This is a genomic window from Mesorhizobium sp. CNPSo 4688 (genome assembly GCF_057784295.1).
Genome location: NZ_JBWLUY010000024.1, coordinates 1 through 14,775, shown reverse-complemented (window position 1 = coordinate 14,775; position 14,775 = coordinate 1). Strand labels below are relative to the sequence as shown.

10 protein-coding genes and 7 pseudogenes are annotated in these 14,775 nt (G+C 60.8%); 8 read left to right on the top strand and 9 right to left on the bottom strand.

Annotated elements, in window-relative coordinates; all coding sequences use genetic code 11:
- Positions 1–199: 199 nt before the first annotated feature.
- On the bottom strand, positions 200–469 hold the full coding sequence (locus AC04SH_RS30285) for a hypothetical protein (protein ID WP_488481528.1): 270 nt from the start codon (positions 467–469) through the stop codon (positions 200–202).
- 36 nt (positions 470–505) lie between these two features.
- On the opposite strand from AC04SH_RS30285, the gene AC04SH_RS30280 reads away from it, so the two are divergent.
- Together AC04SH_RS30280 and AC04SH_RS30275 are read left to right on the top strand one after the other, a co-directional pair.
- Positions 506–1,099: a hypothetical protein gene (locus tag AC04SH_RS30280; RefSeq protein WP_488481527.1), complete on the top strand. Its 594-nt coding sequence runs from the start codon at positions 506–508 to the stop codon at positions 1,097–1,099.
- 172 nt (positions 1,100–1,271) lie between these two features.
- A pseudogene (locus AC04SH_RS30275) lies at positions 1,272–1,407 on the top strand (ISNCY family transposase); the annotation flags it as partial.
- 204 nt (positions 1,408–1,611) lie between these two features.
- Here AC04SH_RS30275 and AC04SH_RS30270 read toward each other — a convergent pair.
- Positions 1,612–1,989, bottom strand: a pseudogene (locus AC04SH_RS30270) (transposase); the annotation flags it as partial.
- A 16-nt stretch (positions 1,990–2,005) separates the two neighbouring features.
- On the opposite strand from AC04SH_RS30270, the pseudogene AC04SH_RS30265 reads away from it, so the two are divergent.
- A pseudogene (locus AC04SH_RS30265) lies at positions 2,006–2,279 on the top strand (transposase); the annotation flags it as partial.
- 207 nt (positions 2,280–2,486) lie between these two features.
- Positions 2,487–2,710: pseudogene (locus AC04SH_RS30260) on the top strand (ISNCY family transposase); the annotation flags it as partial.
- A gap of 195 nt (positions 2,711–2,905) precedes the next feature.
- Here AC04SH_RS30260 and AC04SH_RS30255 read toward each other — a convergent pair.
- From AC04SH_RS30255 to AC04SH_RS30230, 6 genes and pseudogenes are all read right to left on the bottom strand, one after another.
- Positions 2,906–4,525 carry an ABC transporter ATP-binding protein gene (locus AC04SH_RS30255; RefSeq protein WP_488481560.1) on the bottom strand — a complete coding sequence of 540 codons (1,620 nt, stop codon included), beginning with the start codon at positions 4,523–4,525 and terminating at the stop codon, positions 2,906–2,908.
- A 16-nt stretch (positions 4,526–4,541) separates the two neighbouring features.
- Positions 4,542–5,663 carry an ABC transporter permease gene (locus tag AC04SH_RS30250; RefSeq protein ID WP_488577718.1) on the bottom strand — a complete coding sequence of 374 codons (1,122 nt, stop codon included), beginning with the start codon at positions 5,661–5,663 and terminating at the stop codon, positions 4,542–4,544.
- A complete protein-coding gene (locus AC04SH_RS30245; RefSeq protein WP_488500050.1) occupies positions 5,656–6,579 on the bottom strand; it encodes an ABC transporter permease subunit in 924 nt (307 codons plus the stop codon). Before AC04SH_RS30245 ends, AC04SH_RS30250 begins: the two co-directional genes overlap by 8 nt.
- Positions 6,580–6,581: 2 nt before the next feature.
- Positions 6,582–6,875, bottom strand: a pseudogene (locus AC04SH_RS30240) (IS6 family transposase); the annotation flags it as partial.
- A gap of 628 nt (positions 6,876–7,503) precedes the next feature.
- On the bottom strand, positions 7,504–7,677 hold the full coding sequence (locus AC04SH_RS30235; protein ID WP_488481832.1) for a hypothetical protein: 174 nt from the start codon (positions 7,675–7,677) through the stop codon (positions 7,504–7,506).
- A gap of 396 nt (positions 7,678–8,073) precedes the next feature.
- Positions 8,074–8,195: pseudogene (locus tag AC04SH_RS30230) on the bottom strand (IS6 family transposase); the annotation flags it as partial.
- A gap of 492 nt (positions 8,196–8,687) precedes the next feature.
- Between AC04SH_RS30230 and AC04SH_RS30225 the strand changes: the two are divergent.
- From AC04SH_RS30225 to nopM, 3 genes and pseudogenes are all read left to right on the top strand, one after another.
- A pseudogene (locus tag AC04SH_RS30225) lies at positions 8,688–8,827 on the top strand (aldehyde dehydrogenase family protein); the annotation flags it as partial.
- A gap of 380 nt (positions 8,828–9,207) precedes the next feature.
- A complete protein-coding gene (locus AC04SH_RS30220; protein ID WP_488481831.1) occupies positions 9,208–9,645 on the top strand; it encodes a VirK family protein in 438 nt (145 codons plus the stop codon).
- A gap of 342 nt (positions 9,646–9,987) precedes the next feature.
- The gene (gene nopM / locus AC04SH_RS30215) at positions 9,988–11,730 is read left to right on the top strand and encodes a T3SS effector NEL-type E3 ubiquitin ligase NopM (RefSeq protein ID WP_488481830.1); all 1,743 of its coding nucleotides are present in this window, start codon (positions 9,988–9,990) and stop codon (positions 11,728–11,730) included.
- 481 nt (positions 11,731–12,211) lie between these two features.
- Here the strand turns inward: nopM and AC04SH_RS30210 are convergent, their stop codons facing one another.
- On the bottom strand, positions 12,212–13,861 hold the full coding sequence (locus tag AC04SH_RS30210; RefSeq protein WP_488481829.1) for an MFS transporter: 1,650 nt from the start codon (positions 13,859–13,861) through the stop codon (positions 12,212–12,214).
- Between the two features lie 583 nt (positions 13,862–14,444).
- Here AC04SH_RS30210 and AC04SH_RS30205 point away from each other — a divergent pair.
- A complete protein-coding gene (locus AC04SH_RS30205; protein WP_488481828.1) occupies positions 14,445–14,609 on the top strand; it encodes a hypothetical protein in 165 nt (54 codons plus the stop codon).
- Positions 14,610–14,775: the final 166 nt, after the last annotated feature.

The following is a 14,775-nucleotide window of genomic DNA, read 5'->3' as shown; positions in this document are numbered from 1 at the left end:
AAAGCCTTCAGTAGGAGGCTCGCCTTATCATAGTTCAAGCGCCGACGGCGCCGCGCACTCAACGCCCCACAGCGTCAACGGCGACAGCCATCGCGAGTGGTCCGCGCTAATTTCGACGGCATCGGGACCGGCCGCGATGGCTCCCCGAGTCGCTCTGGGAACGTCGCCGAACACGTTGCAACAACGACGCGGTGAGTCACTACAGCGACATGAGATACAGCAACTCGCCTACCTCGTTGCGGCCATGATGACTGGCGATCCGGTCAGAAGCCCCGCTCGGATCACCGCCGCCGGTCAGACAGTGCACGACGTTCGCCTCCTCCTCAGGCACGGACGCGGCAACGTTCATGCGGATGGCGAGCCGTCCCACGGGCACAACGTCGTAGCCGCAGGTGTGGCCTACCGCGGCCTCGATCGCGCCAACCAGATGGCATTGGCGGGCGCGCTGGGCGGAGGCTTTTGCGATCATTTCGCACGCCTCGCTGCAGTCTCGCACGCGCCGCATTTGCGCGACGGTGAATCGGTCGTGAATGCAGGCGGCAAGGTGGAAATTATGGAATTGAGCGCCGATCACACCATCTCGGCCACGCGAACTGGACACGCATGGAACGAGCTACGCCGCGGCAACGGACGCGATGGAGACACGACCATCGTGCAGGACGGCTGGTCGAACGGCCCGGCGGTGCGGCTGAAAGACAGCGCGTGGGCGAAGGTCCAGGTGGAGAAAGAGGAGCTGAGTCTCGACAAGGACGATGCCCTGTGGTTGAAAGATCGCGTCGAACAGCTGATACCTCTCGTCCACCCAAACGAAGACGAATACACAGCAACGCAGCTGGAGCAGTTGCGCCGAAATCCGACCCAACAAGATCGCTTTTTGGAAACCCAGGTAGTGTCGGCCGAGTTCGCCACAAGAGCGCGGGAAGCCCGAGAGCAGATTCCGCAGGAACAGCAGGAGCAGTTGGTCTCGATGGCGGCGCAGGAATTCTATGGGCTGTCTCCCCACGAGGCGGGCGCCCCGCAGTTTATTCACTCGGTGCTCGAACAGGTTGGGCTCCTAGACCATCAGGATCGTCCGCCGGTGGTGCCGCCGGAATATTGACGACGACGCCGTGTCGTCTCGATGGGCACTGCGTGTTGCGGCACACGCTGCGCTTGGCGTGGGCCCGCGTGAGATCTGCGCCTAGTGGGCGGACAAGGCCCTGGCGGTTTCAGATACACTTCGAGATCAAGCCACTGATTCCAAAGCGTTTCTGCCACCGCCGGAGCCGACAATGCGCCAAGAACGCACCGTCCAATCCAGTGTATTTGATTCTTTTCGCCGGACGTGAAATCGGCTGTGAATTGACAGCCATGTCGCAATGGCTGGACGAGCATCGTGAGCTTTTGAGCCTGGTGACGCGGAATCTGTGCTGCGCTGCGCGCTGCTCTGAGCTATCGCCGCATGTCAGCGTTCGGGACGTGGGTGCCTCAATGTAATCGACGCAGCACCTTAAATCAGGGCTGCCTCCCCATCTACGAGGTCACCGACGCCATCGTCCCGGCAGGGACATAACACCGCCAAAAAGGCGGATGGTTGCTATGGCTTAGCTGGTGATCACGCGGTCGCCCCCCGTCCTTCGACCAGCGGAATTCGCTGCCGTCGACCCAGATCCGATGCATGATCACTGCCAGTTTGCGGGCGACGGCCACACGGGCTTTCTTGCTGCCTATCCGGCGCGCCAGGCGCGCGCCCCACGCTTTCAACGCAGACCATGTGGCGACCCGTGCCAGGAGAGTGCCCGCGGCCTCGAAGAGATAGGTGCGCGTGAGCGTGTCACCGCATTTTGAGACCGACCCGTCACGATCGACTTCTCCCGATTGATACCGTCTCGGCGTCAGGCCGAAGTAGACACCGACACCCGATGAGCGGACAAAGCGCGCCGGATCCGCCGTGATGAAGCTGACGGCCTTCAAGACGCCAATGCCGGGCACGGTGACCAACCGGCGACACGGATCGCTGTGTTTGGCGAACGGGCCGATTTTGGGCCTGACGCCGGTGCTCCATGAGTCGCGCGAAAGCCGCCGTGTCGGTCGCATCTCGCTGTGCGGTGATGGGATGATGCGAACGCTGCTTTATGAAGCCGCGAAGACCCTGCTGACCAGCGTGAAAAAATGGTCATGGCTAGAAGCCTGGGCGATGAACGTCGCCAAGCGACGCGGTCAGCAGAAAGCCATTGTCTCTATCGCCCGCCGGCTGGCTGTGATCATGACATCGCCTCTGGAGTGATGGCACGCAGTTCGCTGAACCAGGAAGGAAATCATGCCGGTCGCTGTCTGACCGGCCCCCATTTAGTTCGCACGGAGGCAACAAGGTTCCACTCGCTGGTGGAAGGATGTCCTTCGCGGGACGAGGGCGAGGTGAGTTCGCCAGGCTGCTTGTTCCGATCGCATCATCGTGATCAGGACGCGCGACAGATTGTTCCACCTCGTTCTATGGATTCCCATACTGGGAGGGCCCAAGGCGCCGATCCCGAAGAGAAGCAAGAGCCCCGAGACGGGTGAAGCACTACCGCGAGCTGCTCAGGATCACACGCACCACCGTGGGCTATTTCCAGCAGGCGGCTGAGCAATCGACCTGATGGCGAGCCCGGCCTTTGAACTGTGGCAGGCCCAAGTCCGCCATTACCGGCCGCTGATCGAGCGGATCATCGCTGAGCACGACCATCTGATAGAGGTGCTGCAGGCATATGGCCGCTCTGTGGTCTGCGCCTTTAAGGCGGCCGGGAACTATCACCGGCCGATAGCATGGCGCCTGGCTGAAGTTTGCCACAGAACCTCTGCATCCTCCCAAGATTACGTTCAATTGTGGCGCAGGGCACGATGCGCTACGCCATCGCAATGAGCGTCATCCCGAACCGAGACGGGGTCATACGCTCAGCCGGAACCGCCTCACATCGATCGCCGCGTTCATCAGCGTCTGCGTGTAGGCGGCCTGCGGATTGCTGAATATCTCTTCAGTCGGTCCCTCCTCGACGATCTTGCCCTGCTTCATGACGAAGGTGTAGTCGGCCATGGCGCGCACCACGGCGAGATCGTGGCTGATGAAGAGATAGGACAGTTCGTGGTCGGCCTGCAGCTTGCGCAGCAGTTCGACGATCTGTTTCTGCACCGAGCGATCGAGCGCCGAGGTCGGCTCATCCAGCACGACCATTTTAGGCTTCAGGATTATGGCGCGGGCGATGGCGATGCGCTGCCGCTGGCCGCCGGAAAATTCGTGCGGGTAACGGTTGCGGGCGTTGGGGTCGAGGCCGACCTCGCGCAGGGCCTCGACCGCGCGCTGGTCGCGCTGCTTGCCTGAAAGGTTGGGCTCATGCACCAGCAGCCCTTCGGTGATGACCTGACCGACGGTCATGCGCGGCGACAGCGAGCCAAACGGATCCTGGAAGACGAGTTGCATCTGGCGCCGCAGCGGCCGCATCTGCTGACGGTCGGCGGTGGAAATGTCGCGATCACCGAAACGAATCAAGCCGTCGCTCGGCAGCAGTCGCAGCAGAGCGCGGCCGAGCGTCGATTTACCCGATCCGGATTCGCCGACAATGCCGATGGTCTGGTTGCGCTGCAGCCGGATCGAGATGTCATCGACCGCACGCAGCATCAGCGGCTCGCCGGCCAGAAATCCGCCGCCAATCTTGAACGTGACTTCGACATTCCTGCCTTCGAGCACCACGGGCGCATTGGCGGGCGGCGGCGCCTTGGTGCCTGTCGGCTCGGCCGCCAGCAGCATCTTGGTATAGCCGTGCTGCGGGTTGGCGAAGATCGCTCCCGCCTCGCCTTCCTCGACCACCTCGCCCTGGCGCATGACATAGACCCGGTCGGCGAAGCGCCGGACGATGCCTAGATCGTGGGTGATGAAGACGATGGCCATGGCAAGCTTGCGCTGCAGTTCGGCGAGCAGCATCAGGATCTGCGCCTGGATGGTCACGTCGAGCGCCGTGGTCGGCTCGTCGGCGATCAGGATGTCGGGATCGTTGGCCAGCGCCATGGCGATCATCACCCGCTGGCGCTGGCCGCCGGACATTTCGTGCGGGTAGGATTTCATCCGCCGCTCCGGATCGGGAATGTGCACCAGCCGCAAGAGCTTGAGCGCCTCTTCGCGTGCTTCGGCGGCATTCAGGCCGCGATGCCGGCGGATCGGTTCGATCAGCTGATTGCCGATCGAATAGAGCGGATCGAGCGAGGTCATCGGCTCCTGGAAGATCATGCTGATCTTGGCGCCGCGCACCTTGTTCAGGTCGGATTTGCTCAGCGTCAGCAGGTTGCGGCCGCGATAGTCGACGCTGCCCGTGGCCTCACCATTCGAGGCGAGCAGGCTCATCGCCGCCATCATGGTCTGGCTCTTGCCGGAGCCGGACTCACCAACCACGGCGACGGTTTCGCCCGCATTGACGTGGATGTTGATGCCCTTCACCGCTTCGACCGCGCCGTCTAGCGTGCGGAAGCGGACGCGCAGGTCCTTGACGCTGAGGATCGTTTCGGGAGTGGCTATGTCAGCGGTCCCCATCTTATCGATCCCTTGGGTCAAGCGCGTCGCGCAGGCCGTCGCCGACGAAATTCAGCGCAAACAGCGTCGAGACGAGGAAGAAGGCGGGGAACAGGAGCAGCCAGTTGGCGTAGCCGATGTTCTTGGCGCCGACCGAAATCAGCACGCCCCAGCTGGTCATCGGCTCCTGCACGCCAAGACCGAGGAACGACAGGAAACTCTCCAGGATGATGACCTGCGGCACCAGCAAGGTCATGTAGATCACCACCGGGCCGAGCAGATTGGGGATGACATGGCGCAACAGGATGCCGCGCTGGCCGACGCCCATGGCCTCCGCCGCCTGGACGTATTCCTGGCGGCGGATCGACAGCGCCTGGCCGCGCACGATGCGCGCCATGTCGAGCCACAGCACTGCCCCCACGGCCAGGAACATCAGCACGAAGTTGCGGCCGAAGAACACCACCAGCATGATGACGAAGAAGATGAACGGCAAGGAGTAGAGCACATCGACGATGCGCATCATCACCTCGTCGATCCTGCCGCCGGAGAAACCGGCGGCGGCGCCGTAGATCACCCCGATCACCACCGCCACGACGCCGGCGAGCAGGCCGATGGCCAGCGAGATGCGCCCGGCCATCAGCGTGCGCGAGAGCAGATCGCGGCCTGTGTTGTCGGTGCCGAACAGGAAATATTGCTGCTTGACCGACGCGCTCATCGTCACTTCGAGACCGTCGGGCGATTTGTTCTCGATCTTGGTGTCGTCAAAGGCATCGGACCGGTCGAGGTAGCGGATGTTGCGGTCATCGATCGGCTTGGTCGACTTGACGGTGACGAAGACCTGACTGCCCTCCTGATGCCACTCCTTGATGTCGACCCGCATGCGCTTGATCGCTTCGGTGAGCGCCGTTTCGATCATGTCGGGCTTGGGATAGGCTGACAGGCTTGGCGGCATGCGCACATAGTCGGCATAGATGGTCGTGTACTGGTGCGGCACGAACCAGGGGCCGAACACGCTGACGAGCCCGATCAAGGCGAGGTAGTAGAGGCTGAACATGGCGGCGCGGTTGGCCTTGAGGCGCGCCCAGGCATCGCCCCACAGCGAGCGGCCGACGATAGCGGGAGCCGTGGCTGCGATGTCAGTCATAGCGCACCCTCGGGTCGACGACCGCGTACATGACGTCGACGATCAGGTTGAAGACGATGGTGAAGATGGCGATCACCACCACTGTTCCCATCACCAGCGTGTAGTCGCGGTTGAGCGCCGCATCGACGAAATAGCGGCCGACGCCGGGAATGGAGAAGATCGTCTCGACGATGACCGACCCGGTCAAAAGCGCCGCCGCCGCCGGGCCGGTGAACGAGACGATCGGCAGGATGGCGCCACGCAGCGCATGCTTGACCACCACCGACCAGTCGGAAAGGCCGAGCGCGCGCGCCGTGCGGATGTGATGGGAGCGCAGCGATTCGATCATCGAGCCGCGCATCAGACGGGCGACGATGGCGATCTGCGGCAGGGCGAGCGTGAGCACCGGTCCGACCTTGTTGATGAAGGCGCCGTCGCCCCAGCCGCCGATCGGCAGGAGCTTCCAGGTCAGTCCGAACAGCAGCTGGATCACCGGCGCGATGACGAAGGTCGGGATGGTGCTGCCGGCGGTGGCCAGCGCAATCACCGTATAGTCGCCAAGCTTGTTCTGGTTGAGCGCGGCAATGGTGCCGAGCACGCTGCCAAGCAGCAGCGCCAGGATCAGCGCCGAGGCACCGAGCTGGACGGAAATGGGCAGGCCCTTGGCGAACAGTTCGGTGACGGTGAAGTCCGGCATGTTGTAGCTCGGGCCGAAATTGCCGCGCAAGAGATTGCCGAGATAGTGGACATATTGCAGCCAGAGCGGATCGTTGAGGCCGAACTGGGCTTCAAGGTTGGCCTTGATCTCGGGGCTCAGCCCCCGCTCCTGGTTGAATGGCCCGCCTGGCGCGACGCGCATCAGGAAGAACGCCATCGTCACGATAACGAACAGCGTCGGTATGGCGGTCAAAAGCCGCCGGAGAATATATCGCAGCATCAGCGCCCCGTTTGATCCATCTCGTCGAACCTATGGCCATCTTGGTCGATAGCGCGCCACAACGAGTATTTCCTGCCGGCCATGGTGATGACGACCTCGTCCAGGTCCAGCCTTCTTTTCGGAGGCGCAAGCGGCGAGCGTGACACGCACCGAATTTCATGCCCACCCGCGTTTGTCTCAGACGAAACCCGCAAACCACGCTTCCGCATTCCCGGCAGCATTTCCTCGAGCAAACGCAGGCTCAAGGGAACCCTGTAGAGCCGGACTGCATGAGCGATGATCTGCGGCAGGAATGATGGCCCTTGTAGCTGATGGTCGCGGTGTTGCGTGGGTTACTTTGATAACGCCTTGGCATGTCTTTCTCCTGTGTGTGTCTGCCAGGCGAGCGGGCGGGTACGGAAGTGGTCGCGCTATTGTTGCGGACATACTCGTCGAACCTGACAAAAATCTGACTTATATGCCCAGACAAACAGATGCGCTGGGGGTTGCTGCTGATCGTTGGCACGCATGCCGTGCTGCGATAGGCCCGACGCAGCAATGGTATGCAGACCGCGTCGCTTGCTGCGCCGATCGAACACTCCGGCAAACCACCGCCTGACCGGGGCCGAACTTGAGCGTTCATAGCTTGTGAGTGTGAGATTGAAGTGATGGGAAAAAGGTCATCGACCTCGGAGCGAGGCAAACCCGACTGCCTCGGAGGGCCTTTCGAGCCCGTATCATCGATTGGGCACCGATCCGCGGATGCCGATCAAGGCCAGCAGCTGTGGCTACATCAAGAGGCCGGATACATGGATGCACGCGACCCACGTCTCAAAACTGCAAATCCACCTCTTGCTGGCTAAGGGGCGTCCACATCCGGCTTTCATGGCTCCCCGGTCTGGCAATGGGGCGGCGGCGATGCGTGATACGGTCGGCTTGCTGATATTATAAAGCCTTGCTGTCTCGGCGCCGGAATTGCGCCCGACAAGACGTTTCAGCGCTTTCCGGGCGTTTCTTTGCATCGAGTTTCTTGCGGCGGCTGCCGATCCGCCGCTCCTCGACAAACAGACGTTCCAGAAGATTCGTGGTCCCGGTGGCGCGCCGGTAAGTGATCGGCATTGTCAGATGCGCGTCTCCGGCATCAGGCGGTGTAGAGGAAATCCGACGGAGCCCGAGTAACGTTGTCGCATTGCGGTATATAATTTGTGCATCGCAATATAAGCGCGCTGATCGTTAAGATTCTGGTGTCGGGCATCTACCCCCCTCAAATGAGGTGCCGACGCGGAATGCGGCGTGTCTTGCGCTGCATCTCGAGCCCGCTGCCACCTCCTCCCGGCAGCAGGCTTTTCGAACGATGGGACCTAGGGTGCCTTTCGTTGTTGCGGCTGCGGGGTGTGTGGTCGCCCCTGCCAAAGGAACGGGAGATGGACGCGCCGCGGCCAACGTGTGGACCCTCGATACCGGACAGGGTGACCGCGGGGGCGTGTCGATTTAAAACCAGCGTCGGCAGCGCCAGCGCTTGATGCGCCGATGCTCCTGCTCGCGATCCGATTGTTCAAATACTGGCTCCGGCGCATGCCGATCGGCTTCAGCCCGCGCCCGGAACGATCCTGCAGGCGATTTGTGGTGTCGCAGGATCGCCTCCGGCGAAACGGGCACGGCGGCGGCACCGCACCGGCCGCAATCCCCAGTTCAACATGAAGGCCAAGCCTGAAACCATGGCCGAGTTTGTCGCCATAGCCGACGTCCAGAGCTGGGTGTTCGGCGAAGCGCTGGAGAAGGCGGTCGACCTCCTGCGGGCGAAGTTAGCCACAATTCGTGCGCCACCGGGTGGGAAGGGCAGGGGCAAATCGCCCTTAGGCTGGTCAATTCCCGGTCAGTCGCGCCAGCGGCGCCTATTTCCCCTTTTCCGTGGTCGGTCAACTCGGTCGTGAGCACCAAGACGAACGTTGAGGCTGTCGAGGAACTTGCGTTTCCTAACCAGCTCTAGCGTCAGCCGTTGCGCCGTTTGTCTGGTTGCGCAAAAGAACCAAAGGTACGCGAGCTTACATTCACCTGATCAGCGCAAGTAGGACAGCTGCTCATGGCCCGGGCGCCCCTGGGGCCCTGAAGCTCAGCATGGGACTTGCGGAAATGCACCGTTCATCGTGTTCGACGATGCCGACATAGACGCGGCTGTCCAGGCTGCGATCCTGGTCCAAGGATCGCAACGCAGGTCGAACCCTGCGTTTGTTGTGCCAACCGGCTCTATGTGCAGGCCGGCCCATATGTGACGCCGAACACAAGGTTGAGGGAGCCGACGCCCCTTCTGCAGAACTGCGCTGCCGCTACCAGCGGCGACGGCAGCAATGCGCCGCACCTGCGCCATGATCGGCCCCCCAGCAGGTGATGAATTGTTCCGCCGTTGGACGGCCAAGTTAGAGACCGCATGCAATCTGCAGCGACGGCGGGGCGCCGCGGCGGGGCTCGTCAGCTTCTCGAAAGCTTGCCCAAGTAATGAGCCTCGGTGACTACAACGTGAGGATGGCTGGTCGTAAATAATTTCAATCTATGAGCCTCGAGATCGCTTCTATCGTCACTGCCGAAATCGGCATTGGCAATAGCGTCGGCGAGCCCTCGTTCTCAACATCACTGTAAATCGGATCGCCTATGAAATCTATGCTACCAACCCTGTTCGGGATAATTATGGCTACAACTGCCAATGCTGCCAATGGCAGTCATATATTACAGACCCTTCCCGAGATTGAGCTTGCGCTGACTAGCGGCAAGCAAGTGGATGTTGTTGTCGATCTAAGTTTGTGTACTCCGGCGACCGGCGATACGCCGCCGACCAAGACGCGAGGAGGAATTCGCATAGATGCCTACAGGATCACTTCTGACGGGACCCTTGCTTTTGCGGATCAGCATTTTACGATCGATCCTGACGGTAAGCCCATTCTTCAATTCCTTCGCTACCGAATCCGGTTGGACGGTCACGCCGAATTCACCATGGTCGTATTCAACATGCCAAGCTATGAGAGAAAAGGTACAAGCTTGGCCTACAAGTGCGCGATCAGTCGCGGGTTGAGTTTCTTCGCTCCACAGTGATCGCAGGGGGCTATGTCGGGTGCGCCTTGAGACCGGCGGTGGCACTGTAAAGTTATCAGGATTGATGCGGCAATAGTTCGCCGGAAACAGGTCGGCCTATTAGAAGCAGTGCGCTTCCATGTTGACGGTCCTGCGGACGGATCTGGTCAACGAAATGGCAGGAAACCTCGCATTCGATCCATTTGCCACAACGAGATCCGTGCAAACCGTAGGGCTCGATCCGGGGTCGGGAGCCGCAGCCGAATACATGCTCTCGAATGTCATGCGCTGCGGAACTACCAGCTTCGCGGCCTTGTGAAGCGGCGCGCGTACTACTTTGGTCTGACGACGGAGAAGGTATTGATGAATACAGGACAGGCACAGTCGAGCGCAGGCTCTTCCTCGGCGCCTTCTGCAGACGGCGAGCAGGAAGGTTACAGCGGCGGCTTAAGACGAGCCGTGGCGGATTGGGTCGAATTCTTTACGGGGTATCGGACCCCCACCTCCGCGCGCGCGCAGATCCTGGACAACTGGGTTGTCGAAGAGGGGCAGGGCGATGCCGAAAATCGGCAACAGGGGCGCGCACGAATTAGGGTTTCGGACAATACGGGCTCGCATTCGCTAGATTTGTCCTCCCTCTCCCTGACAGCTTTGCCCGCCGTCCTGCCGCCAAGGTTGCTGGAACTGCGCGCCAGTCACAATGAGCTAAACAACCTGCCCACTGGGCTTCCACTTGGTCTTCAGCGTCTTTTCATTAGCCACAACCGATTGACCAGTTTGCCGGACGCTTTTCCCGCGACTCTCTCTCAGCTCGAGGTGGCCGATAACAGCTTGACCAGTCTGCCGGCCAACCTTCCAGCTGGGCTCCAGATGCTGAACGCAAACGGCAACAGATTAGGCAGTCTGCCAGACGCTCTCCCCAGCAGGCTCACCTCGCTCTCGGTTAGTGGCAATCAGCTGACCAACCTTCCCGAGTCCCTCCCATCGGGGCTCATTGAACTCGATGTCAGCAGCAATCAGTTGGCCAACCTCCCCGACCGTCTTCCGAGCATGCTCCAGTCGCTCAATCTTAGCGGCAACCGGCTGACAAGCCTGCCTGAGGATCTTCTTGAGGGTCTCGTGCCGCATCTCAGTCTCAGCTACCCGAACTTGGAGAACCTCGAAATCTCGAATAACCCGCTGCCGGACGACGTCCTCGCTCACCTGGTGGCGGCTGAAGCGCCGCAGCCTGCGCAGCAATCCTTATATGAGTCTGCCGCGCACTGGCTCGCGGAGGACACGTCGGCGCTGGCCGAATGGCAGCACTTTGCGGATGAGCCAGGCGCCCAGGATTACGCACAGTTCCTGGATCGGCTACGAGGCACTGTGAACTACGGTAGTGACGAATTTCGGCAGGCAGTGGCTCACGATTTGCGGCAGGCGGCGGCCAATCCGAGATTGCGTGAGCAGTTTTTTGCACAAGCTTCCGAGGCCAACGCGACCTGCGAGGATCGTGTTACCTTGCACTGGAACGGCATGCAGACCGCTCGGCTCAATTCTGACGTCGAGGACGGAGTATATGATAATCGGCTTGGTGAACTGATCCAGCTCGGCCGTGTCGCGTTCCGCTTGGACGCGCTGGACGAGATCGCGCGCGACAGGATCAACGTACTCTTCAGCGAACACCCAAACGTGGACGACATCGAAATCTACCTGGCCTATCAACATCGGCTGCGCGACCCGCTAGAGCTCAGTCACGTCGCCCCTGACATGCGTTTCCTGGCGGTCTCTCACGTAAGTGAGGAGGATGCGGCGCGGGCGCTGGACTTGGTCCGCGAGAGGGAAGCGAACCAGTTCACCGACTACATGGCAACCCGCTGGCAACCTTGGGAGACGGTGCTAAGGCGCATCGCTCCCGACGAACATGAAGCCATGCAAGATCGGCTGGTCGAAGCCATGGGCGAAGAGTTTCAAAGCCGCTTAGATCAGCGAATGGCCGAGCATGGTCTGTTGGGCGACCCGGATGCCGAGCGGGTGCTCGGAGCCCAAGTCCGAAACGAAATCGCTGGCGAGATCAAACGCGAGGTTATGCACCGGGTGCTCGCAGACCGTGGTCTCGAACGATGAGCGTTCCCAAGCCCGCGGGGAAGCATTGAGGCCATTTGCTACATGGAAGACCGGTTGCCACACGCTGCCGCCTCGGTATTTCGAATGCGAGATCCCGCTCAATCTCGCCGCAAATGCGCGAACTTCAACGATCGTCCGGAACGATCGAGCCGGTCCGCACCAACGGCGCCCTTTTAGTTCCAGACGTTTCTCTCCTCGTGCTGGAAAACACCGCTATGAACTTTCGAAGAGTCTTGCCGGGCGCAAACTCGGCGCGTCACTCGCTAAGCCGGCAGCTGCGCTGATAGCACTTGGAGAGAGCCATTTCATCGACGTCCGCGATCGTTGCTTGAAACTGCAGTTCATAGCGTGAGCGCCTCATAGCAGGGAGGACCCGCGCCACGGCCGCACAGGGGTTGCGGAATGCCGGCTTCAACTAGATTTGGCTAGCCAGAGACGGTCATGTCACCTGGCCCTCAAGCATACGAGCCCAACCCTGCGATCACAGGCGGAAGAAGAATCGCGTCGATTGATCCCGCTTGCGGGTTGCCCCTGTTGGTCGTTCGATCGAAAGCTTGGTATGGGGCGGAATTCCCATGTTCAATTCGAGCAGATGTTGATCCAACACCTTGTCCGCCGTCGTCAGGCGATGATTCAGGCGCAGATAATCCATCCAGGTCGGCGTGCGAAAGGTTTCTGTCCAAAGCGATGGATCCTGAAGATCGCGCTGAAGGTTCCAGTGCCGAGCACCGACGCGGCTTTGCACTCGCCGTCGTTCCTGCATCCGGTCCAGGAAAGCTTCGACGTTCGCCTCCGGTATTGCGTACTCGGTCTTGACGACGATCGGGCCGCTTCTCGGCTTCACGTCGAGGGCGAGCTGCGGCGTTTCGAAGCCAAAAGGATCCTGATCAGAATCTTGCCATTGACGGATCGGCATGAGGAAACCGGTGGCCGCGACCATTACGAGCGCACCAGCGGAAACCTCCAGGGCCAAAGTGAGCGAATAGTTCTCAGCCACTGTGCCCCACAGCCAACTGCCGGCCGCGATACCGCCAGACGACAGGGCATAATGGATCGAGAGCGTGCGACCAACGACCCACCTTGGGCTTGACAATTGGATACTCACGTCGAGCCCCGTCCAAGTGACGACCCAGCCCGCGCCGCCGAGCGCCAGCGCAATAGCCGCCACCACCACTGAGGAAGTGAAAGCAAGGGATAGACAACAGGCCGCACAGGCAATGCATGCCAGTGTTGTTAGGCGCTCCTGGGACAGAGACCGCCTCAAGACATTGTTGCAAATGCCGACGCATAACGCACCTGTCCCGAAGCCAGCCATCAAGACACCATAAACGATTGGTCCTCCCCCTAGTTGATCCCTGGCGACGAGAGGCAGGAGCGCGAGTATGGAGATGCTGGTCAGGCCAAAAAGCGCTCCTCGCGCGATAGCCGCCATGATCTCCGCAGACAGGGCCGTGAAGCGCGCTCCGTCATGGATGGCAGTGGTCAATGGCTCGCGCGGGAGAGGAGAAGCGCGCACACCCCATGTGCGGCGCCCTATGGTCCACAGCAGCGCTACATAGGTCAGTGTCGCCACAGCGAAAGCTGTCAGTGGTCCAAAGGAGGCGACGACTACGCCACCTAGCGCCGGGCCAACGCTTCGAACGGCGTTATAGCCAACCGAAATGAGCGTGACCGCGGCTGGCACTTCGCGTTTTCGCAAAATATCGCCGACCGACGCGTGCCAGGCAGGATCGGTGAAGGCGGCGCCTGCTCCGGCCAAACAGCTGAATGCGAGAACCATCCATGGACTGAAAATCCCCAGCGCCGCAAGAACAGTCAGCATCGCAGAGGATAACGCTATAGCGCACCAGCCGGCGAACATGAGATTGCGGCGGCTGTAATTATCTGCCAGGGCCCCGGCGATAATCGACAGGACGAACACGGGCAGCGTGGTCGAAGCCTGAACCAAGGCGACCATGACGTCCGAAGTCGAGATGGTCGCCATCAGCCAACTGATGGCGACAGTTTGAACTAGCCAGCCAAGGCTGGCGACCTGCGTGGCAAGCCAGATCGAACGAAAGGTTGCATTTTCGAGCGGCGCAAATGTCGCCGACGAAGCTGGACTCGCATTTTCACGCGCCACCCTGCTCATTGGGTCGAGCCTTCCTCGGTCTATCGGTCGCGTTAGAGGTGCCCTCCCGGCCCACATTGCCCATGGAGGGATGGCACCATGAGCGCATTTTGTCGGCGCAGCGCAAGATATTTCTTTGCCGCTGGCACGCTGGCGCAAGCGATTGCTTCATCTGGAATTGCCACCAACGCCCTTTCATGGTTCCTGGTCCCTGTCACATCGTCGCCTGGTGCTCGAAAATCCGCGCCATGCTGACCGCCGGTGCTACTGAAACGCGGTCGGGCGCGCCATGACTTTTTCGGCTTTGCAAAACGGGCAGCCATATTGGAAGATGCGATTTCCGCCACGCAATGACTGGCTGCCTACAACCCGGCAGTGGAAAAGTCACGGTATAGTGGTGGCTGGCATGGGGGACGCTGAGGATGGCACTGTGTCGACATTCCAGCGGTAGCCAAACACAGAAGCAGGTCTCGACATTGGCGGCGCAGTCCTCCCACCCATCAGAACCGCACATCGATCGCGAGCGGCCGGTCTCGGCGACCAGCCGAACCGTTCGGTTGGGCAAAGAGTGCTACCAAGGGTCTGTTGCCCCGCAGGAGCGGAGATGACCGGCTTGAGCAGATTTGAGAGGCCAGTCGTTGTTCAGCTTGGCCACCACGGCTCGGAGCGGATCGTGTTCGAAGTCAATGACGCGGCCGATATCTTGCTGCGTGATCTTCAACGTCAGACCGTGAAACGCAAGGCCGCGATGGATGCCTGTCTTAAGTAATGGCGAGCTCGCCATTACTGCAGTAATCAGCAGCAGTTCATAATGAGAAGGAACGCGCCGAACACGTGGTTTTTGCTGGGCCGGTGGTGACGCGTTCCTCGACATTATTTTGCGGAATTACAAGGTGTCGAGCCAGGCGATAACGCTCTGGTCCTCCTTCCACGAC

What these genes read in the sequence shown, in the direction of transcription:
- AC04SH_RS30210 (WP_488481829.1), bottom strand. Translation starts at nt 13,861, where the DNA reads ATGAGCAGGGTGGCGCGTGAAAATGCGAGTCCAGCTTCGTCGGCGACA.
- AC04SH_RS30205 (WP_488481828.1), top strand. Translation starts at nt 14,445, where the DNA reads ATGACCGGCTTGAGCAGATTTGAGAGGCCAGTCGTTGTTCAGCTTGGC.
- AC04SH_RS30250 (WP_488577718.1), bottom strand. Translation starts at nt 5,663, where the DNA reads ATGACTGACATCGCAGCCACGGCTCCCGCTATCGTCGGCCGCTCGCTG.
- nopM (WP_488481830.1), top strand. Translation starts at nt 9,988, where the DNA reads ATGAATACAGGACAGGCACAGTCGAGCGCAGGCTCTTCCTCGGCGCCT.
- AC04SH_RS30245 (WP_488500050.1), bottom strand. Translation starts at nt 6,579, where the DNA reads ATGCTGCGATATATTCTCCGGCGGCTTTTGACCGCCATACCGACGCTG.
- AC04SH_RS30220 (WP_488481831.1), top strand. Translation starts at nt 9,208, where the DNA reads ATGAAATCTATGCTACCAACCCTGTTCGGGATAATTATGGCTACAACT.
- AC04SH_RS30285 (WP_488481528.1), bottom strand. Translation starts at nt 469, where the DNA reads ATGATCGCAAAAGCCTCCGCCCAGCGCGCCCGCCAATGCCATCTGGTT.
- AC04SH_RS30235 (WP_488481832.1), bottom strand. Translation starts at nt 7,677, where the DNA reads ATGCCGATCACTTACCGGCGCGCCACCGGGACCACGAATCTTCTGGAA.